This window comes from Streptomyces sp. NPDC017676 (assembly GCF_044329325.1).
Lineage (GTDB): Bacteria > Actinomycetota > Actinomycetes > Streptomycetales > Streptomycetaceae > Streptomyces.
Map to the genome: position 1 here is coordinate 21,762 of NZ_JBIRJA010000029.1, position 19,704 is coordinate 41,465.

19 protein-coding genes are annotated in these 19,704 nt (G+C 70.8%); 5 read left to right on the forward strand and 14 right to left on the reverse strand.

What is annotated here, in order from left to right:
* Positions 1–64: 64 nt before the first annotated feature.
* Positions 65–664 carry a 1,2-dihydroxy-3-keto-5-methylthiopentene dioxygenase gene (locus ACH4LD_RS39735; protein WP_398057263.1) on the forward strand — a complete coding sequence of 200 codons (600 nt, stop codon included), beginning with the start codon at positions 65–67 and terminating at the stop codon, positions 662–664.
* On the opposite strand, the gene ACH4LD_RS39740 is transcribed toward ACH4LD_RS39735, so the two are convergent.
* The 4 genes from ACH4LD_RS39740 to ACH4LD_RS39755 form a co-directional block, all read right to left on the reverse strand.
* Positions 642–1,529: an alpha/beta fold hydrolase gene (locus ACH4LD_RS39740; RefSeq protein WP_398057262.1), complete on the reverse strand. Its 888-nt coding sequence runs from the start codon at positions 1,527–1,529 to the stop codon at positions 642–644. The two genes, ACH4LD_RS39735 and ACH4LD_RS39740, sit on opposite strands and share 23 nt — an antisense overlap.
* Before the next feature lie 90 nt (positions 1,530–1,619).
* Positions 1,620–2,606 (reverse strand): RNA polymerase sigma factor, encoded by a 987-nt coding sequence (locus tag ACH4LD_RS39745; RefSeq protein ID WP_398057261.1) that lies wholly within the window; start codon positions 2,604–2,606, stop codon positions 1,620–1,622.
* Between the two features lie 558 nt (positions 2,607–3,164).
* Entirely contained in the window at positions 3,165–4,172 is a 1,008-nt protein-coding gene (locus ACH4LD_RS39750; protein ID WP_398057260.1) for an aldo/keto reductase, read from the reverse strand.
* Positions 4,173–4,218: 46 nt separating this feature from the next.
* Positions 4,219–5,118: an SDR family NAD(P)-dependent oxidoreductase gene (locus tag ACH4LD_RS39755; RefSeq protein ID WP_398057259.1), complete on the reverse strand. Its 900-nt coding sequence runs from the start codon at positions 5,116–5,118 to the stop codon at positions 4,219–4,221.
* A 118-nt stretch (positions 5,119–5,236) separates the two neighbouring features.
* Here ACH4LD_RS39755 and ACH4LD_RS39760 point away from each other — a divergent pair, with 118 nt between their 5' ends.
* A complete protein-coding gene (locus ACH4LD_RS39760) occupies positions 5,237–5,989 on the forward strand; it encodes a TetR/AcrR family transcriptional regulator (protein WP_398057258.1) in 753 nt (250 codons plus the stop codon).
* A 374-nt stretch (positions 5,990–6,363) separates the two neighbouring features.
* Here the strand turns inward: ACH4LD_RS39760 and ftsH are convergent, their stop codons facing one another.
* Together ftsH and ACH4LD_RS39770 are read right to left on the reverse strand one after the other, a co-directional pair.
* Positions 6,364–8,316, reverse strand: a complete 1,953-nt coding sequence (gene ftsH, locus ACH4LD_RS39765; RefSeq protein ID WP_398057257.1) for an ATP-dependent zinc metalloprotease FtsH — start codon at positions 8,314–8,316, stop codon at positions 6,364–6,366.
* 53 nt (positions 8,317–8,369) lie between these two features.
* Entirely contained in the window at positions 8,370–8,810 is a 441-nt protein-coding gene (locus ACH4LD_RS39770; protein ID WP_398057255.1) for an SPW repeat protein, read from the reverse strand.
* A gap of 179 nt (positions 8,811–8,989) precedes the next feature.
* Here ACH4LD_RS39770 and ACH4LD_RS39775 point away from each other — a divergent pair, with 179 nt between their 5' ends.
* Entirely contained in the window at positions 8,990–10,159 is a 1,170-nt protein-coding gene (locus ACH4LD_RS39775) for a TDT family transporter (RefSeq protein WP_398057254.1), read from the forward strand.
* A gap of 64 nt (positions 10,160–10,223) precedes the next feature.
* Here ACH4LD_RS39775 and ACH4LD_RS39780 read toward each other — a convergent pair whose 3' ends face one another.
* From ACH4LD_RS39780 to ACH4LD_RS39790, 3 genes are all read right to left on the reverse strand, one after another.
* Positions 10,224–11,132, reverse strand: a complete 909-nt coding sequence (locus ACH4LD_RS39780) for an SAM-dependent methyltransferase (protein ID WP_398057253.1) — start codon at positions 11,130–11,132, stop codon at positions 10,224–10,226.
* The gene (locus tag ACH4LD_RS39785) at positions 11,125–11,796 is read right to left on the reverse strand and encodes a TetR/AcrR family transcriptional regulator (protein WP_398057252.1); all 672 of its coding nucleotides are present in this window, start codon (positions 11,794–11,796) and stop codon (positions 11,125–11,127) included. Before ACH4LD_RS39785 ends, ACH4LD_RS39780 begins: the two co-directional genes overlap by 8 nt.
* A gap of 176 nt (positions 11,797–11,972) precedes the next feature.
* The gene (locus ACH4LD_RS39790; protein WP_398057251.1) at positions 11,973–12,641 is read right to left on the reverse strand and encodes a hemerythrin domain-containing protein; all 669 of its coding nucleotides are present in this window, start codon (positions 12,639–12,641) and stop codon (positions 11,973–11,975) included.
* A gap of 219 nt (positions 12,642–12,860) precedes the next feature.
* Here ACH4LD_RS39790 and ACH4LD_RS39795 point away from each other — a divergent pair, with 219 nt between their 5' ends.
* Both ACH4LD_RS39795 and ACH4LD_RS39800 read left to right on the forward strand, forming a co-directional pair.
* The gene (locus ACH4LD_RS39795) at positions 12,861–13,310 is read left to right on the forward strand and encodes a nitroreductase family deazaflavin-dependent oxidoreductase (RefSeq protein WP_398057371.1); all 450 of its coding nucleotides are present in this window, start codon (positions 12,861–12,863) and stop codon (positions 13,308–13,310) included.
* A gap of 788 nt (positions 13,311–14,098) precedes the next feature.
* Positions 14,099–14,929 carry a PrsW family glutamic-type intramembrane protease gene (locus ACH4LD_RS39800; RefSeq protein ID WP_398057250.1) on the forward strand — a complete coding sequence of 277 codons (831 nt, stop codon included), beginning with the start codon at positions 14,099–14,101 and terminating at the stop codon, positions 14,927–14,929.
* A 660-nt stretch (positions 14,930–15,589) separates the two neighbouring features.
* Here ACH4LD_RS39800 and ACH4LD_RS39805 read toward each other — a convergent pair.
* The 5 genes from ACH4LD_RS39805 to ACH4LD_RS39825 all read right to left on the reverse strand — a co-directional run bounded on the left by ACH4LD_RS39805 (position 15,590) and on the right by ACH4LD_RS39825 (position 19,659).
* Positions 15,590–16,048 carry an acyl-CoA thioesterase gene (locus ACH4LD_RS39805; RefSeq protein ID WP_398057249.1) on the reverse strand — a complete coding sequence of 153 codons (459 nt, stop codon included), beginning with the start codon at positions 16,046–16,048 and terminating at the stop codon, positions 15,590–15,592.
* Positions 16,049–16,082: 34 nt separating this feature from the next.
* Entirely contained in the window at positions 16,083–16,565 is a 483-nt protein-coding gene (locus ACH4LD_RS39810) for an MEKHLA domain-containing protein (protein WP_398057248.1), read from the reverse strand.
* Entirely contained in the window at positions 16,558–17,559 is a 1,002-nt protein-coding gene (ilvC, locus tag ACH4LD_RS39815) for a ketol-acid reductoisomerase (RefSeq protein WP_398057247.1), read from the reverse strand. The genes ACH4LD_RS39810 and ilvC overlap by 8 nt, the downstream gene beginning before the upstream one ends.
* Before the next feature lie 86 nt (positions 17,560–17,645).
* Positions 17,646–19,079: an FAD-binding protein gene (locus ACH4LD_RS39820; RefSeq protein ID WP_398057246.1), complete on the reverse strand. Its 1,434-nt coding sequence runs from the start codon at positions 19,077–19,079 to the stop codon at positions 17,646–17,648.
* A gap of 286 nt (positions 19,080–19,365) precedes the next feature.
* Positions 19,366–19,659: a WhiB family transcriptional regulator gene (locus ACH4LD_RS39825; protein ID WP_398057245.1), complete on the reverse strand. Its 294-nt coding sequence runs from the start codon at positions 19,657–19,659 to the stop codon at positions 19,366–19,368.
* Between the last annotated feature and the right edge of the window lie 45 nt (positions 19,660–19,704).

Sequence of the window (19,704 nt, forward strand, 5' to 3'; positions counted from 1 at the left end):
CATTACGTCAGTCACTGATGTCATGAGTGTGCGGGGCAGCCTCCAAGGGAGTTAGCTTTGCACCATGACTTTGCTGATGACCTGGCCGGACAGCGGCCCCGAGAGGCTCGTCCGTCGTACGTCCGATCCCGCCCGGATCGCCGCGGCCCTCGACGCGCTCGGCGTTCGCTTCGAGCGGTGGCCGGTCCGTGAGGACGTCCCGGCCGACGCGGACGGCGAGGTGGTGTTCGCCGCGTACGGCACGGAGATCGACCGGCTGACCGACGAGGAGGGCTTCACCACCGTCGACGTCCTCGGCCTGCACCCGGACGGCGACCCCGGGTACCCGGCGAAGGCCGAGGCCGCCCGCGCGAAGTTCCTCCAGGAGCACACGCACGACGAGGATGAGATCCGCTTCTTCGTCTCCGGATCCGGCGTCTTCTACCTGCACATCGGCAGCGAGGTGCACGCGGTCCTCTGCGAGCGGGGCGACCTGCTGGGCGTACCGCGCGGCACCACGCACTGGTTCGACATGGGCGCCCGGCCGGCGTTCACCGCGATCCGCTTCTTCCGTCGGCAGGACGGGTGGGTCGGCACCTTCACCGGCTCCCCCATCGCCGCCCGCTTCCCGGACCACGACACGATCGCCGCCGGGCGCGGGATCACCGGGTCACGAACCGTGTGACGGCCTCCGCGAAGCGCCGGGACTCCTCCAGGTGGGCGAAGTGGCCGCTGTGTTCGAAGACGACCAGTTCGGACCCGGCGATCAGCTTGTGCAGTTCCTCCGCCCAGCGCACGGAGCAGATGACGTCATGGCGGCCGACCAGGACCAGCGCGGGCACGGTGAGCCGGGGCAGGGCCTCGCGGTCGTCGATGACGTCCGGCTCGCCGTCGTCGTCCAGGCCGGAGATGTGGACCCCGCCGGTGCTCCGCCGGAAGGCGTCGAACTCCGCCTCACGGTTCCAGTAATCGGCGAAGTAGGCGGGGAGGAGGCCGCGGAGCGCGGCCGTGACGCTCGCGTCGTCACGGGCCGCCGGCACCGACTGGAGGGCGGCCAGCACCGAGGGCAGTTCCGGCCGGTCCGCGTGCCGGGCCGCGAACGCCCGCACCTGGCGCATGGCCTCGGCGCCGTGCTCCCGCCCGGTCACCGGTGCGCTGTCGTACAGGATCACTCCGGCGACCTGCCCGGGGTGGTGCAGCGCGTGGTACTGGACGACGAAGCCGCCGTGCGAGTGGCCCAGCAGGTGCACCGGGCCCACGCCGAGGTGGTCGACCAGCGCCTCCAGGAAGCGGCTGTAGCGGGCCCGGACATAGCCGTCGGGGTGCCGGGGCAGCCTGCCGGAGGCCCCGGTGCCGACGGGCTCGACGTACACCATCGTCAGGTGCCGCTCGGCCGCCGGCACGCGCAGGTACTCCCAGGGGATGCCGGGGCCTCCCGGGTGCGCGACGCACACCGGGCCGCTGCCGTGCACGTGGTACGCCTGGACGGTGCCGTCCACCTCGATGGTGTGCGCGCCCGGGGCCGGGGCTGCGGTCGGCTGGGTGGTCATGGGAACTCCGTTCCGTGGTCGGTCGTCGGGGTCGACGCCGACAGGACGCACCCGCACGGGGGAAGTTCGACGCGTACGACGTGATCGTCGTCACACCAGGAGGTCGGCGGCCTCGGGCAGCCTCGCCTGGTCCGGCCGCAGCGGCCTGGAGTGGTGCAGGCGGACTCGGCGCACCCGCCCACCCCCGTCCAGCGTCAGCAGCCAGGCGACGGCCGGCGGGCAGTGCTCCGGATCGTCCGGCGGGCTGACCAGCTCCATCTCCCACACGGCCAGCGAGCGCCCGGCGACGATGTGGTCGGGACGCTGGCGGACGCCGTCGGCCAGGTCGCACTCCATGCCCCGGACCAGCGTCTCGCGGTCGCCGACGCGCCGGCCGCCCAGATACAGGTCGACGTCCGGGGACCAGCGCCGCGCCGTGAACGAGCCGAACCGGCCCAGCTCGGCCGCCTCCAGGGTCTCCCGGGCCTCCAGGCGGCTCGCGGCCGTGCGGACCGCGGCGTCGCTGTGCGCGGCGGCGGTGAGGTCCGTGAGCAGTGCGCCGAGCCGGGCCCGTGCCTGGCTGAGCCTGCTGCGGACCGTGCCCACGGGTGTCCCGCAGGCGCGGGCTATGTCCTCGTACGACGTCACTGTCCGGCTGAAGTGCCGGAGCACCAGGGGCATGCGCAGCGTCGGCGAGAGCTGGTCGACGGCCTCCCACACCCAGTCGCGCAGCGCACTGCGCTCCAGCCACCGCTCGGGGTCGGCGTCGGCGGTCGGCGGCGGCGCCGGGTCTGCGACGGGTTCCGTGCGCGCCTGGTCGCGTAGCAGCGAGCGGCAGGCGTTGCGCACGATCATCCGCAGCCAGGGCCCCACGGCCTCGGGGTCGCGGACGTCCCCGATCCGTCGGAGAGCTGTCAGCGCGGCCTCCTGCGTCGTGTCGTCCGCGTCGGGGCCCGGCCCGAGCAGGGCGAGGGCCACCGCGCGCATCCGCGGCGCGTGCCGCTCCAGGAGCAGGGCCAGGGCGGTGGCGTCACCCCGCTGGGCCAGCCGGACGAGGTCGGCGTCCACACGCCGGTCGGCCGCATCCTCATCACGCATGACGCTCCCTGACACGCCAGAACACGAGTCGGCTCAGCCTAGCCATGCGGATGTCAGGCACGTGTACGGGTGACTGCGTACGGGAGTGCGGCGACCGACATGCCCTGCCGCACGACGCACGCGGGCCGCGGTCCCGTGGGGAGCCGGGTCCGTGGCCCGCGTGCGACCTGTCACAACCGGCGTGCCTCACCTGATCGGGACGGGCGAGGACACCGGACAGCGCCACCAAGGAGACACCCGCCATACACACCGGCGACCAACCCCGGCCCCTCACCCGACGCACGCGGGCCACGGTCCCGTGGGGAGCCGGGTCCGTGGCCCGCGTGCGGCTTGTGACGGGCGGCGTGCAACACCTGGTCGCGGCGGCCCCGCGCCGTCCATTCCGGCGACGAGCGCGACCACCAGGGCACCGGCCTGGCCGAGGACGCCGCCCGGGCGGCCGTCGGCGGGTCGGCGCCCCCGGCGCCGGGGGCGGCGCTCGCGCCGGGCCCTGAGGTGGGCACGCGGTGGCAGTGTCGTCGAGAGCCGACCACCGCGGTCAGCGCGCCGCGCCCGGGCTCAGCGCTCGCTGTCCAGCGTGGCCAGCAGAGGGGCGGCGTAGCGCTCGCCGGCCGCCGCGCCCGCCGGAACGGCCTCCTCGATCTCCTTCAGCGTCTCCGCGTCGAGGGTCACGGAGGCCGCGCCCAGCGACTCCGCCAGTCGCTCCCGGCGCCGGGCGCCCACCAGCGGCACGATGTCCTCGCCCTGGGCCGCCACCCAGGCGATGGCCACCTGGCTGGTGGTGGCGCCGAGCCGCTCCGCGACCCGGCCCAGGGCCTCGACCAGGCGCAGGTTGGCCTCCAGGTTCTCGCCCTGGAACCGCGGCGAGTGGGCGCGGAAGTCGTTGCCGCTCAGCTCGCGCGAGGGCGACCAGTGGCCGCTGAGCAGACCACGGGAGAGGACGCCGTACGCCGTCAGGCCGATACCCAGTTCCCGCAGCGTCGGGATGATCGACTGCTCGGGGCCGCGGGAGAGCAGCGAGTACTCGATCTGGAGGTCGCTGATGGGGGCGACGGCGGCCGCGCGGCGGATCGTCTCGGCACCCAGCTCGGACAGGCCGATGTGGCGGATGTAGCCGGCCTGGCGCATCTCCTCCAGCGCGCCGACGGTCTCCTCCACCGGGATGTTCGGGTTGAGCCGGGCCGGGCGGTAGATGTCGATGTAGTCGGTGTCCAGGCGGCGCAGCGAGTACGCCAGCCGGTCCTTCACGGCTTCCGGCGAGACGTCGTAGGGCACCGGCTGGAAGGCGCCGTCGGGGGCGCGTCGGGAGCCGAACTTGACGCTCAGCACGACGTCCTCGCGGCGACGCTCGCGCAGGGCGCGGGCGATGAGCATCTCGTTGGCGCCCGAGCCGTAGAAGTCGCCGGTGTCGATCAGGTTGATGCCTCCGTCGATCGCCGCGTGCAGCGTGGCGATGCTCTCGGCGTCGTCGGCCGGACCGTACAGGTCCGACATTCCCATGGCTCCGAGGCCGATGGTGGAGACCTCGGGGCCGGAGGTGCCGAGCTTGCGCCGGTTCACGGACATGGTGTTTCTCCTCGTACGAAGCAGCGGTGTGCGGAAGTTCCAGGGGTCAGATGCGGCCGAGCAGGCGGGTGACGCCCATCCGGCGGGCCAGGCGCAGGCGCAGTTCCTCGGCGGCGCCGTTGATGATCTCGGCGCCGTAGTCGGAGCCGTCGGCGACGGTGCGGCGCGGGCGCTGTCCCACGGGCAGGTCGACGACCCGGACCACCTCGTCCGCGACGATCTGCGGGTCGGCGCTCACTCCGTTCACCATCATCCGCTCGGTGTCCTCGCCCATCGAGGCGAGGAAGGGGGCGATCTTGTCGTACGCGGCCGAGCGCTCGGTGTCGGCGGGGAAGGCCGCGTTGGCGAAGTGGGCGGTGCCGTGGGTGAAGACGCCGGGCATGAGGATCGTGGTCTCGATGCCGTAGGCGGTGACCTCCCAGGCGGTCGACTCGGCGAAGGCGTCGAACGCGGCCTTGGCGGCGGTGTACGGCGCGAGGAAGGGCGGGATGGCGCGGGTGGTGCCGGAGCCGATCCAGAGCAGCAGGCCGGACTCCTGGCGGCGCATCACCGGCAGGACGGCACGGTTGACGCGCAGCGCGCCCACGGCGTTGACGTCGAAGGCGCGCAGCACCTCCTCCGGGCTGAACGCCTCGGTCACGCCGACCAGCAGGTGGGCCGCGTTGTGCACGACGACGTCGAGGCCGCCGGCCTGCTGCACGACCTGCTCGACGGCGGCTGCGGCGGACTCCTCCGACAGAACGTCCAGTTCGACGACCGACAGTTCCCCGGGAGCGCCCTTGGCCTGGTCCAGCAGGGCCTGGGCCTTGTCGGCGTTGCGGCCCTGCGGGTCGCGCATCGAAGCGAAGACGCGGTGGCCGGCCTGGGCGAGCGAGACGGACGAGAGGGCCCCCATGCCGGTGCCGGCACCGGTGACGAGAACCGTGCGCGAGGTCTCAGCGGACATTTCTTCCTCCTTGATGATGGCGTCGACGTGCCGGTTCCTCGACCGGATCACCGCTCACCCGTTTGATGCATCGACGATAACACACCATCGATCACAGTCAAGCGTTATCATTGATTGCATGACAGTGATCGACACAACCCAGCAGCCGCGTGAACGCATCCTGCGGGCAGCAGCGGACCTGCTCGCCGAAGGTGGACGGGAGGCGGTCTCCACCCGTTCCGTCAGCGCGGCCGCAGGAGTTCAGGCACAGACGATCTACCGGCAGTTCGGTGACATGCAGGGCCTGCTGGACGAGGTCGCGCGGCGCGGTCTCGCCGCCTACCTCGCCGGCAAGAAGGCCAACCTCTCCTCCGGCGACCCGGTGGAGCAGCTGCGGAGCGGCTGGGACCTGCACGTGGCCTTCGGACTCGCCAACCCGGCCCTGTACCGGCTCCTGTACACCGACCCCCGCCCCGGTGAGGGCGCGGCGGCCATGGACGAGGCGTACGGCATGCTCGTCCAGCTCGTCACCCGGGTCGCCGAGACCGGCCGGCTGCGCATGGGCGTCGAGGCCGCGGCGGCGATGATCCACTCCACCGGCATCGGCGTCACGGTCACCCTGATCGGCGCAGCGGCGGCCGGACGGCTCGCCGAGCACGAGGGGCTGTCGGAGAGCACACGGGACGCCGTGCTGGCCGCCCTGGTCACGGACGCGGAGCGGGCGGCCCCCGCGGAGGACCCGCGCGCCGCCCGCGCCCGCCACGCGGTGGCCCTCAAGGCCCTGCTGGACGAGGCCGGAGAAGAGCGCTCCTTCACCCCGGGCGAGCACCTGCTGCTCACCGAGTGGCTGACCCGCCTCGCCTCCGCCACGGCACCGACCAGCGCGGGGTAGCGGGCCGACGGCTCCCACCCGCGCCGAGGCGTATCCCCGGCGCGGGCCCGCCACTGCGCCGCGCGCCCCGGGCTCCGGCCGGGCGCCGGTCCCGGCACCTGCCGCCGCCCGGTGACCAGCTCGGGGAAAGCGGCACTCGGCTGTCCATGTGGTCAGCGCTCGCCCTCCGGGGCCGGTCCGGACCCCTTCGCCGGCCCCAGCCACCGCCCCCGGCCACTCCCCCGGCACGACCCACCGGCCGCACACCGGCACACCCCGGAGACCGGCACCCCGGCCGCGAACAGCGCCGCCGTGCGACGCCCAGCCGCCCCCGGCAGGACCCGGCGCCCACCAACCCCCCGTCGGGACCCTGAGTTCAGCGGAGGTCCCCGCGCTCATCGGTCGCCCCCCGCGCCCCCGGCCGGAAGCCCCGCGATGCGGTACGCGTCGGGCTCCTCCAGCGTCTCGTGTTCCAGGAGGGCCGCGGCCAGGGCGTCCAGGCGGTCGCGGTGGTCGCGCAGCGTGCGGCAGGCCTCCTCGTAGCACTCCTCGACGATCCGGCGCATCTCGGCGTCGATCACGTCCAGGGTGCGGGGCGCGGCCGACAGGCCGTACGGCTGCTGGGCGTCGCCGGGCAGGGCCGAGAGACGGCCGACCTTCTCGCTCATGCCCCAGCGCGACACCATTCCGCGCGCGATGCCCGTGACCTGCTCCAGGTCGTTCTCGGCGCCGGTCGTGACGACCCCGAACACCACCTGCTCGGCCGCCATCCCGCCCAGGGCGCCGATGATGCGACCGCGCAGGTACTCCTCGGTGTACGCGTACTTGTCCGCGTCGGGTGTCGACAGCGTCACCCCGAGGGCCCGGCCACGCGGCACGATCGTGATCTTGCGGACCGGGTCAGCGCCCGGTTGGAGCATGCCCAGCAGCGCATGCCCGCTCTCGTGGTACGCCGTGCGCCGCCGCTCCGCCTGGGGCATCACCAGCGGCCGTTCGGCACCCAGTTGGACCTTCTCCAGGGCCTCGGAGAGGTTCTTCTGCGTCACCCGGTCCTGGCCGTACTTCACCGCGAGCAGCGCCGCCTCGTTGGCGAGGTTCGCCAGCTCCGCGCCCGTCATGCCCGGTGTCGTACGCGCCACCTGCGCGAGGTCCACGTCCGCGGCGAGCGGGATCGCGCGGGTGTGGATGCGCAGGATCGCCTCCCGGCCGCCCCGGTCCGGCGGCGACACCTGGACCACCCGGTCGAACCGCCCCGGCCGGGTCAGCGCCGCGTCCAGGACGTCCACCCGGTTGGTGGCCGCGATCACGATGACGCCCTCCGAGCCGGAGAAGCCGTCCATCTCGGTCAGGATCTGGTTGAGCGTCTGCTCCCGCTCGTCGTGCCCGCCCACGCTCGACCCGCCCCGCGACCGGCCGATGGTGTCGATCTCGTCGATGAAGACGATCGACGGCGCCACCTTGCGGGCCTCCGCGAACAGCTCCCGCACCCGGGACGCGCCCACACCCACGATCATCTCGATGAACTCGGAGGCGCTGGCCGAGAAGAAGGGCACGCCCGCCTCCCCCGCGACCGCCCGTGCGAGCAGCGTCTTGCCGGTGCCGGGAGGCCCCGCCAGCAGCACACCGCGCGGCATCTTGGCACCCAGCCGCCGGTAGGCGTCGGGGTTCTTCAGGAAGCTGACGACGTCGTTCAGTTCGCCTTCCACCTCGTCGATGCCGGCGACGTCCGCGAAGGTGGTGCGCTTGCCGCCCGGTTCCGCGCCCACGGGCTTCGGCGGCTTGCGGCCGAGCACCCCGCCCGCCCCGCCGAGTCCGCCGCCCAGTCCCCCGCCCATCCGCCGGGCGACGAACACCCATACGGCGATCAGCAGCACCGTCGGCAGCAGCGACACCAGCAGGGTCTCCCCGAGGCCCGGCCCCTGCGCCAGTGGTTCGGCGGCGACCGCCACCTTCTGCCGGGTGATCTCGGCCCACAGCTGCCCGTCGTCGGCGAACGCGGGCTTGTACGTCTTGAAGTGCGTGTACGTGGCGCCCTTGGCACCCCCGGGCACCTCACCGGGCTTCTTCAGCGTGCCCTGGATCTCGGAGCCCTGGGAGTAGACACTCTTGACGTTGCCCGCGTCCAGCTGCGCGGTGAAGGCGGTGTAGTCGACGGAGGTCGTACCGTCCCCGCGCACGTTGTTGTAAAGGAAGCCGAACGCGGCGTAGACGACGAGCAGGACCACGAGCTGCACGAGGCAACCGCCCCGGGAGCGCCATCCGTTCGGCGACGGCGACGATCCGCCCGGCATTCCTTCGGTACGCCAGGACTGACGTGGGTCATGACGCGGCGGAACGGGATCGGTCATCGGGCTTCTTCTCCTCGGGAAGCGGCACTTGGGTTGCGAAGCGGATCGCCGCATCACAGAATTCGGTTCGCACGGCGGACCATGGCCATGGACATCAGCCCCAGCGCAAGGGCGAGCACGCCGAGGACCACCCCGTCGACGGCCGCGGCACGGCCCGGATGCCGGCCCACCACCCACGGCGACACGCTCATCCAGGCTCCGATCAGGACAAGGGCACCGCTCATCCCCGTCATCCGCTCCGGTGCCACGGTGAAACCGAGGCCCAGGAGGCAGATGGCGGCGCCCACGACCAGGTCGTGCACCGCGAGATCACCGTTCGCCGCGGCGAAGTGCAGGATCCACGGGGACGCCGCGAAGAACAGGCCGACCAGGAAGACCGGCCCGTTCACCAGGGCCACGTCGTGCGCCCCGAGCACGCGGGCGTAGCGCTCGCGCATCTCGAAGGCGTCCGGGTGGCCCGCCATGTCGTCCCTGCGGTGGGGAAAGCCAGACATCCGAGGACTCCTCACTGCTGTCCGAGACCTCATGCTGTCGCGGAGGTTGCCGACCGGACATCACACGTTCGGGCGATAAGCAACCGGAGCATGTGAGGCAGTGACTCATAGACCTGCCTTATGACCTGATACATCGGGACGCACTACCAGCCGCCCCGGTGCTCAGAGATGTTTGCTTCATGACTACGTCTCTCACGTCCCTCGCCCCCGCACCGCACGCGCACCGCGTCCCACGCCGGTTCCTGAGGGATCTGGACCGCCCCGCCGACGTGTTCCGGAATCTGGGCCCCAACTGGTACGCCTCCGTGATGGGCACCGGCATCGTCGCCAACGCGGCCGCCGTCCTGCCCTTCCACGTGAGCGGTCTGCGCCTGTTCGCCACGGTCGTGTGGGCTCTCGCCTCCGCGATCCTCGTGGCGCTCACCGGCGCCTGGGCCGTGCACTGGATCCGGCACCGGGACATCGCCCGTGGTCACGCCCACCACCCGGTCATGGGGCACTTCTGGGGAGCCCCGGCGATGGCCCTGATGACGGTCGGCGCGGGCACCCTCACCCTGGGCAAGGACTGGATCGGCGTCCAGGCGGCCGTACGCGTCGACTCGGTGCTGTGGACCGCCGGCACCCTGCTCGGCCTGGTCACCTGCGTGTGGATCCCCTACCTCGCCATGACCGAGCACGAGGTCGGCGAGGACTCCGCGTTCGGGGGCTGGCTGATGCCGGTCGTACCGCCGATGGTGTCGGCCGCCACCGGCGCGGCCCTGGTCCCGCACCTCGCGCCGGGCCAGGAACGGCTGACCCTGCTGCTGGCCTGCTACGCCATGTTCGGCATCAGCCTCTTCACCAGCCTCGTCATCATCACCCAGGTGTGGGGCCGGCTGGTCCACCACAAGCTCGGCCCGGCGGCGATGGTGCCCACGCTGTGGATCGTCCTCGGCCCGCTGGGCCAGTCGGTGACGGCGGCCAACGCGCTCGGCACGGTGGCCCACCTCGCGCTGCCGCAGCCGTACGCGACCGGTGCCGCCGTCTTCGGGATGGTCTACGGCCTTCCCACCTGGGGCTTCGCCATGATGTGGCTGGTGCTCGCCGCCCGGCTCACCCTGCACACCGCGCGCAACCACCTGCCCTTCGCCCTGACCTGGTGGAGCTTCACCTTCCCGGTGGGGACCTGTGTCACCGGCACCTGTGCGCTGGCGGCCCGGCTGCACTCGGACGCCTTCGACGTGGCGGCCGGAGCCCTGTACGTCCTGCTCCTGGCCGCGTGGGCGGTCGTCGCCGTCCGCACCCTGCGCGGCAGCTTCCGCGGCACCCTGTTCCTGCCGCAGGCACCCGCGCCCGCTCCCGCGCGGTGACCGTGGGAGTACGGCGGCCGGGCGTGTGACCGCGAGCGCCCGGCCGCCGTACGACTGTGCCGGATCAGCCCTCGTCCGGTCCGTGCACCCGGTGACCACGGACCCAGCGGGCGTGTGAGATCGGGTCGTCGACACCGGGACGCGGGCCACGGCCGTACCGTTCGGTGAACCCGTAGACGGACTCCCCGGACATCTGCCAGCCCTCCCCCGCGAGGGCTCGCGCGGAGTCCGGACGCGCGTCCTCGCTGAAGAGTCCGCTGAGGTGGACGCCCATCTTCTGTTCCGTGTCCGCGTACAGCGAGCTGTCGCGGATCTCCTCTGTCTCCTGGCCCTGCAGGATCTCGTAGGCAATCGCGCTGCCCGGCGCCGACAGGGCCGACACCGTGGCGATCAGGCTCCGCTCCACGGGAGCGGACAGGTAGGGAATGACCCCTTCGACGACCCACGCGGTGGGCCGCAGCGGATCGAACCCGGAGGCCCGCAGCGGCTCGGCCCAGTCGCCCTCCAGGTCGGCGACCACGCGGTGGTGTTCCACGGCCGACCGGGCGCCCAGGGCGTCGAGGACGTCCTGTTTGAAAGCGAACAGGGCGGGGCGGTCGACTTCGTACACCACGGTACCGGCCGGCCAGTCCAGCCGTAGGGCCCGCGTGTCGAGACCGGCGCCGAGCAGTACCACCTGCCGGATGCCGTGCCTGTGCGCCGCGTCCAGCAGAAAGTCGTCGAACACCCGGGTGCGCAGGGCGAAGTACTGTCCGCCGCGGCCCCACACCGGGTCCGCGTCGCCTCCCGCGACCTCCTCGATGGAGACGGGCAGCGGCACCGGTGTATCTGCGGCCTTCACGAAGGCCTCGGCGTACGGATCACCGACGATGCCGTCCGGGTGCCGGGTCTCGATGGCCCGTGCCGCCGCTACCAGCAGCGCGGTCAGCTCCACGCCGGCGGAGAAGCGGGAGATGCGCCCGCCGTCATTCATGTGCGCTCCGTTCTTTCGTCACCTGGGGTCCGGCGTGACGGCCGGGCTCCCCGTGGTACCGCAGTCCGTTCAGGAGGAGGGACAGGGCATGTTCGCGCTCACCAGCGGTGAGGAAGGGGGACACCGCGAGGGACACCGCGGCGCGGAGGAACGTGTCGGCCTCCTCCTCCGCGCAGGGGTGGGCGCACGGTGCCGTCCCTGCGTGCGCCAGCAGCCCGGTGACCGCCTCGGACAAGGCCTGCCGGCAGGGCGACCGACACAGCGCCTCGGGGCTGAACACCTCGCGTAGCGCGGCGTCCTCAGCGACGGTCCGCGTGAACCGGTCCAGCCAGTCCGCCAGGGTCCGCCAGGCCTGCTCGGCGCCGGTCCCCGCCGTCGGTGCCGTACTCGCCGTACGGCACAGCGCGCCGATCGTGTCGGCCACGTCGTCGGCGTAGACCGCCGTCAGCAGGGCGGTGCGGGTGGGGAAGTTACGGTAAAGCGTGGCGATGCCCACACCCGCGCGCCGGGCTACGGCCTTCAGGGAAGCGTCGGCGCCGTTCTCCTGGAACTCCGCGCGGGCCGCGGCGACGAGCGCGTCGTAGTTGCGCGCGGCGTCCAGCCGTCGCGGGCGGCGCGGCGCGGCCTCGCCGGGTTCCGCTCGGCCGTGGGCGTCCACGGTCACGGTGCTCTCCTCAGGAGTGTCCCACTGCCGGCGACGGGCACGTCGGCCCGGGGGCCCGCCACCGTGCGGGACGTGGAACGCGTCGCGGCCGCCACCGCCGGACGGCGGCCACGACGCGGCTTTGGTGAGCGGCGGAGAGGACGGGGCGACACCCGAACTCTCCGGTCCCGCATCGCTCAGACGACCGGCTCGAAGACCTTACGGGCATACCGGGTGTAGGCCTTGGGGCCCAGCACCGGCATCAGCAGCCGGGGCACCAGCGGCGCCGTCGACAGCATCAGCTTGACCACCTCGGCGTCGGCGAGCGAGGCGAGCATGCCGAAAACGACAGGCAGCTTGTTCTTGGGCAGCGCGTTGATCGCGTGGTCACCCAGCTCGTGCCACTCTTTGGCCGTCACATACTCCGGGACGATCGGCAGCACGTCCTTCTCCTCGATCCCGAGGTGCTCGGTGAGCTGGGCGCCCAGGCGCTCCAGGGAGCGGGCGAGCTGCTCGCCGTGCTCCTTGGTGGGCTGGTCCCGCCAGATGGCGAGCCGCTGGGACGTCTCGGTGAGCAGTGCCGCGATCTCCACGTGCTGGCTCTCCAGCAGGTTCACCGTCTCACCGAGCCGGTCACCCGCGCGCTCCAGCAGTTTGGGCCACAGCAGTTCGTCCTCGCCCATGTGGTGCAGGTGCAGGAAGTCTTCGATGAGCTGCGCGTGATCGGCGACGACCGCGGCGCGCTCGGCGTCGCCGCTGGTGACCGCCCTGACCATGCCGGGAAGACGTGAGTAGTTCAGCCTGAAGGCCTCGTGTACGACCAGCATGTCGCGAACATCGGCACGGTCGTTCGGTGAATGGGGCATGGCACTACCTTCTCGGGTCAGGGAGTGACGCTGACGCGTCAGGCCGGGACGTCCACACATGCCGGCGCGCGGGGTGACGGAGCATGAGTCTAGTCGGGTACTCAGCTGACTGATCACAGTGATGTCGAGGACTGGTAGAGATTGACATACTGAGCGCCAGTCAATTCGAAAGGTCTTGAACCTATGTCAGAGCGCGACGCCAACCAGCCCACTGCGGACATGGACCTCAGTGTCATGCCGGACGAAGTCTGGGTGTACGACCAGGCACGTCTGGTGGAAGCGGCGACCAAGTCGGGTACCACGGAGAGCATCGCCGTGGAGTACGACGGCACACGCGCCCAGATGGTCATTCTGACCACGCGGGGCGCGAAGACGGGCCGGTACCGCAAGACCCCGGTGATCCGGGTGGAGCACGAGGGCCGGTACGCGGCCGTCGCCTCCAAGGGTGGCGCGCCCACGAATCCCGCGTGGTACCACAACCTCCTCGCGCACCCCGAGGTCGAGGTGTGGGACGGAACGGAGCACCGCCTCTACCAGGCGCGACGGACGACACAGGCGGAACGGCAGGAGTGGTGGGACCGGGCGGTCCAGGCCTGGCCCTCCTACGACGACTACCGGACCAAGACCGACCGGCTGATTCCGGTGCTGCTGCTGGAGCCGGTGGCCTGACGCGCGCCTATCGGTGACCCTGCCGCCGCGCAAGTGCCTGGGTGTACTTATCGCGTCTCTGCACATTTCGACCGGTGGCGCCTACTCTCGGGACGTGGTGGCGTCGTTGCGGATCAGTCCGGAGCGGCTCCGCCTGTTCCACTTGGGTCAGGCACTGTCGTAGGGGGCGTCTATGCACAGGCCAGAAAACTCAAGCGGTAATCCGACCGGCGGATGCGGACAACGGTGCGGCTCTCCGTTCACTGCATCCGCCGGTCTCTTCAACAGGCTTGTCTGACCGAGACGGCTTTCACAGCCTGTTCCGCTCGGCTCGTACCACATTGTTGTACAGTCGGCGCAGGTGTTTCCCGGCCGCACAGGGACGGCCCGAAGAACAGGGCGGGCAGCTGTCGTGATGGCGCCTGTACTCCCGGTACGCCGTTTCCAGCGCGCCGCCCGTCGTTTCCGAATTCACTGCTCTGCCTTCCATAAGAGCCGGAACCGGCTCATCGAAATGGGCGGGAGGCGTCCGCCGACGAGTGGACGCTCCGGTCAGCGACCGAAGCGACTGAACTTCACACAGATGCGTGCGCTCGTCGGCCCGCGGCAGGCGGGCACGCAATGCGCACACATGTGTGAAGTGTATGTGAGAAGCACGTACTCAAGGGCGCGCGAATCCACGAAAGTGCCTGTAGCGACTGCACGTGACTCGGCCAGTCTGCTCATCTTGACATGAACGTGCGATGTCTCTCGGCGGATGGTCGGGCACTCTCGGGTCATCATCATGCGTCCGGGAGGAATCCGTGTCCGTGTCCCTCGCACAAGAGCCGGCTCGTACCGAGCGGAGCCGGTTGCTCAGTTTCGGCCGTCGCTGGGGCTGGCTCGCCGTCCTGTTGGTCGGCCTGCTGCTGTTCTGGCTCATCCACTGGGCGCTGGTCTCCACCGAGAACCCCAATCTGGTCCCCGCCCTGATCTTCTTCGGAGCGGCTCTGGTTCCCGCGGCCTTCGTCACCTTCGTGGCGGGCCGGCGCCTCGACTTCGGGGTCGGCACCGGTGTCGTAGGGGCCACCGCGCTGGCCGGCGGCGCGATCGGGGTGACCACCGCGGGTTTCCTGGAGTACCGGACCCTGCTGCTGATGGACTTCCTGCCGATGGTGGCCGTGGGCCTGATCGAGGAGGCCGCGAAACTCATCGTCCCGCTTCTTCTGCTGCTGGTCATCCGCGATCGGCACCCAGGTGACGGACTGCTCATCGGAGTCGCCTCCGGCGCGGGATTCGCCGTGTTCGAGACCATGGGCTACGCCTTCGTCGAACTCATCAACTCCGGTGGCGACCTGCACGCCGTGGACGATCTGCTGGTGCTGCGGGGCCTGCTGAGCCCCGCTGCCCACATGGCGTGGACCGGGCTCACGGCCGCCGCGCTGTGGTCGGCGGCGGCACAGCGCAACCGCAAGGCGGCGATCGCCAAGTTCGTCCTGGTGTACGCCGTCGCGGTGGGCCTGCACACGGCGTGGGACAGCTTCAACAGCGATACCGCCTACGTGATAGTGGCGGCCCTCAGCCTGTCCTTCCTCATCTACGCCACGCACCGCCTGGCCACGCCGCGCCGCGCGCACGCCCGCGCCGCCGTACGGGTGTAGCCCCCATCCGACACCCGCCCCGACCTCTTGCGGGCACAGACCGGCCGCGTCCGGAGGTGGCGAGTCCGACGAAGTGTCCTGACGGCAGTGTCGGGGTCGTTCTTGAGCGGCTCGGCAAAGCGCTCGGCCGGGACTTCCCAGCCGAGCGTCTTCCGGGCCCTGCGTTCAGTTCAGTGGCGGCCACGTCCGCAGAAGTACACCGTTACACCGGATGCTCAAAGAAGGCTTGGCGATGCGCCATCTGCCGATGACCGAACTCCGCCCCGACCGTCGGATCACCTTCCCAGCGGCCCGGAACAGTGCGGTACGGCGACAAGCTCGGGGCGCGAGCGGTGTGCCTCCGCCCGTTTCCGAGCGGAGAACGGACGGTGGTGGCCGGTGCGGCTCGGCGCGCCCCTTCACGCGCCGCACGTCAGCGATGCGCACGCGCTCCTCCCGGACAGGTGGCGGGCTGAAACCGGCCGGCGTCCGTACGATCCGCCCTGCGCGCACACGGCAGGGACTCGCGCCGGACGCCGACCAGCGGCTTCACCGTTGCCCGGACCGCCTTCCGGCCCGGCTTCGTGGTCCTTGTGCGTTCGCCACGCCCACTGGTCCACTCCTGGACGGTTGTGCGGTTCATGCCGTTCGGGCGTCCCCCAGCGGTGACCTTTCCGCCCTTCAGGCGTCAGCGCGGTTGAGCAGATCGCGTTCCAGGATCTCCCGCGTCTTGTCCGTCCACGGTTCGGGTACCGCGGTCCTCGGGTCGATCTTGACGATGACGCGTCGACCGTGCGCATGCGTATGTCCGCCGGAGTGGATCCGGAAGGCGAACTCCGCGCTGGTACGGCCCAGGCGACCGAGCTGGAACGTCACGTCCACCGGCCCGATCCGGGTGACCGGCCGTTCGAAGACGACCAGCAGTTCCCGGACCACCACATTGAGGTCGGGATGGCCCAGTGACATGCCCAGCCCGGCGAAGTACCGGGTGATGGCCCGCTCCAGCAGGGCGGCGAATCGCCCGTGGTAGAGCATCCCGAAGGCGTCCAGGTCGTCGAAGAACACTTCGACGGCCTCGGTGTGCCCGTCGGTCTCCCCGGCCTGTCCGGGCGGCACCCGGGTGCCCGACTCGTCAGTCATCTCGTTCTCCGTCTCATGGATAACCCTCGGATGATCAGCTTGGGCCGGTGACGTCGGACCAGGACCGGAAGACCGCCGCCTGGCCGTGCTTGTGCCCGTCGGCGTCCACCAGGTCCCACATGCAGACGTTCTCTATCCAGAAGAGGCTGCCGTCCTTGCGGACCCTGCGCCCCCGGTAACCGTCCGCGAAACCCTGCCGGTCCACCGCGGCGACGAACGCGTCCCGGTCCTCCTGAGCGTCGGGCGCCGCGGACAACCGGGACGGCAGACCGGTGAACTCCGCCTCGCTGTAGCCGAAGCAGCGCTGTGCGGTGCGGTTGGCGTAGATGAAGCGGGGATCCGCCGAGGTGTCGTGTGCGAGCAGTCCGAAGGGCGCCCGGCCGTACAGCCAGTCGGCCGCCTCCCCCTCCCGCCACCGCTGTGGGCACAACGGCGTGCCCACGAGCCGCACATGGCTGTCGAGAAGGAGAGCCGCGAAGTCCGCGCCACGGGCCGTTGCAGCCGTCCGGTCAGACATCGCCGTCCTGCACCCAGCTCATCAGCTTGCGCAGCTGCTTGCCGGTGGTCTCCAACAGGTGCTCGGAGTCCTGCTTCTTGTACTCGTTGTACTTCTTCAGACCGCCGTGGTACTCGTCCATCCAGTTCCGGGCGAAGGAACCGTCCTGGATCTCGGCGAGGACCTTCTTCATCTCGGCCTTCGTGGCGTCCGTGATGATCCGCGGACCGGTGACGTAGTCGCCCCACTCCGCGGTCTCCGAGATCGACCAGCGCATCTTCTCCAGACCGCCCTCGTACATGAGGTCCACGATCAGCTTCAGCTCGTGCAGGCACTCGAAGTAGGCGATCTCCGGCTGGTAACCCGCCTCGGTCAGCGTCTCGAAGCCCGCCTTCACCAGCGCGGCCGTACCACCGCACAGCACGGCCTGCTCACCGAACAGGTCGGTCTCGGTCTCCTCGGTGAAGGTCGTCTTGATGACGCCGGCGCGGGTGCCGCCGATGCCCTTGGCGTACGACAGGGCCAGCGCGAAGGCACCGCCGGAGGCGTCCTGCTCCACCGCCACGATGCAGGGAACACCGCGCCCCTCCTCGTACTGACGGCGCACCAGGTGACCCGGGCCCTTCGGCGCGACCATGCACACGTCCACGCCCGCCGGGGGCTTGATGAAACCGAAGCGGATGTTGAAGCCATGACCGAAGAACAGCGCGTCGCCGTCCTTCAGGTTCGGCGCGATGGACTCCTCGTACACCTGGGCCTGGATCGGGTCCGGAACCAGGATCATGATGACGTCGGCCTCGGCGGCGGCCTCGGCCGGCGTCACCACGCGCAGGCCCTGCTCCTCGGCCTTGGCCTTGGACTTCGAGCCCTCGTGCAGACCGACACGCACGTCCACACCGGAGTCACGCAGCGACAGGGCGTGGGCGTGGCCCTGGCTGCCGTAGCCGATGACCGCGACCTTGCGGCCCTGGATGATGGACAGGTCGGCATCGGCGTCGTAGAACAGCTCGGCCACTGGATTCCTTTCGCGGCCCCGCACCGCGAGGCCCATTCGTTTCACTGGGTACGCCCTGCCCGGCACCAGGCCAGGGCAGGGGTCGGCTACGCCGCCGGCCTGATGTTGTGGTTGAACCGGAACATGTTGGCCGGGTCGTAGACGCGCTTGAGGGCGGCAAGCCGGGCATAGCGCTCGGCGCCGTAGACATCGCGGACCTCGGCCTCACTCAGGGCCTCGTCCGGCGACAGGAAGTTGATCACATGGTGCGGAGCCCGCCACGGGGTGAGGCCACAGACGTACGCACGGGCGAACTCCGTCATGGTCCGCAGTTGTGCGGGCGAACCACTGCCCACCGCGAACGTCATGTAAGGCACCCCGCGGGAGGACACGGAGTTGGGCCGGGCAGGCTCCCGGTCCAGCGCACCGCCCAGCGCACGCACCTCCACGTTCTTCATCGAGCACCCTGAGTCGGGACCGGTGAGTTCCATGAGACGGCCGAGAGTGTCGGCGGAGAACTCGCGCAGGGCGAAGCCCGTCTCCACAAGCGGCATGGCGTGAACGGGGTCCCGGTGGATCTCGCCTATCTCGCCGAAGGGACGCTCCGTGAGCGTGTCGAAGACCGGTGTGGCGGCGGCGCGCAGCGGCGCGGCGATCCGCGCGCCCGTCGCGCTGTCACCCAGATGCCCCAGCCGGACGTGCAGGACGAAGGCTCCACGCAGCGGCTGCGGCAGCGCGGCGACGTCCGGCAGCCGCTGGACGGAGAAGGAGGTCATGGTGTCCTCGCCGAGTTCCGGGACCAGCGCCCGCCATGCCTCCAGCACGGGGAGCATCTCCTCGCCGCGGAACCACAGGCCGCCGCCGTAGAAGCGGGGGAACGGGAAGACGTCGAACTCCATGCGCGTGACGACGCCGAAGTTGCCTTTGCCTCCCAGGAGCGCCCAGAACAGGTCCGGAGCGCGCTCGGGAGTCACCTCGCGGACGGCTCCGTCGGCAGTGACCACCTCCATCCAGCGGACGTGGTCCGCCGCGTAGCCCAGTTTGCGGCCCAGAAGCGGGCTCAGTCCGCCGCCCAGCGTGTAACCGATGACGCCGACGTGCGGAGCGGATCCGACGATGGGTGCCAGTCCGGTCTTGCCCGTCTCTGCGAGCACCTGGGCCCAGGTGACCCCGGCGCCCACCCTCACGGTGCGCCGTCCGGGGTCGACGGATATCTCCTGAAGGCGGTTGGTGGTGATCAGCAGAGCGTCCTCGGCCGTGGGCAGCACCACCTGGTGGCCCTGGTTGCGCACCGCGACCGGCATGCCGAGACGGCCCGCGTGGCGTACGGCTGCGGCCACGTCGTCGGTGCGGGTGGCACCGACGACGACGGCCGGAGTCAGCGCGCGGGAGAGGTTGAACGTGCGGCACTCCTCCCGGTAGCCGATGTCGTCGGGCAGCAGCACAGGACCTTCCACCGCCGTGAGCAACGGGCCGTGACCTGCCGTGGCCGGCATCGGCTCCGCACTGGTGTGCACGACGTTCGATCCGTTGTTGAGCATTGAATCACCACGAGTCGCCAGAGGGGAACGAAAGCGGAGGGCGCACGGCCAGTCGGGGAGGACAGCGTCCTCACCGCTCCCGGAAGGGGGCAGGGAGCCGGGGCGCAACAGACTTGCTTCCGCGAACGACCCTAGGCGATCTCGTTGTGCCTTCAAACCAATTCCCGGCGGGTGTACGCAGTGGGTACACCTTCACCCGGCGTCATGAGGTGTTCGGGCGCGGAATGTGGGTTTCCTGCGAGTGATCTCGGGTAACGCTTACGGATTACTCACACGAGGGGCATATTCAGCTGGTGACCTGGCCGGCATCCTGCTGGCCTTCGCCGAGGATGCCCTGGCGTTCACCTGCCGACATGCCTCCCCACACCCCGTACCGCTCCCTGTAGTCGAGGGCCATGGCGGCGCACGCCTCGATGACCTCGCACCGGCCGCATATCCGGCGGGCCCGCTCCTCGCGCTTCCGGCGTTCGCGGCCCCTCTCCCCCGCAGGGGAGAAGAAGACAGTGCTGCTCATCCCGCGGCAGGCCGCTCGTTCCTGCCACTCCCAGTCACTCAGCAGAGGCAGCAGTCGGGTTCGCATCTTCTTCCTCCTTCCTTCCCCGCACTGGCCGAACTCACAGGCAAC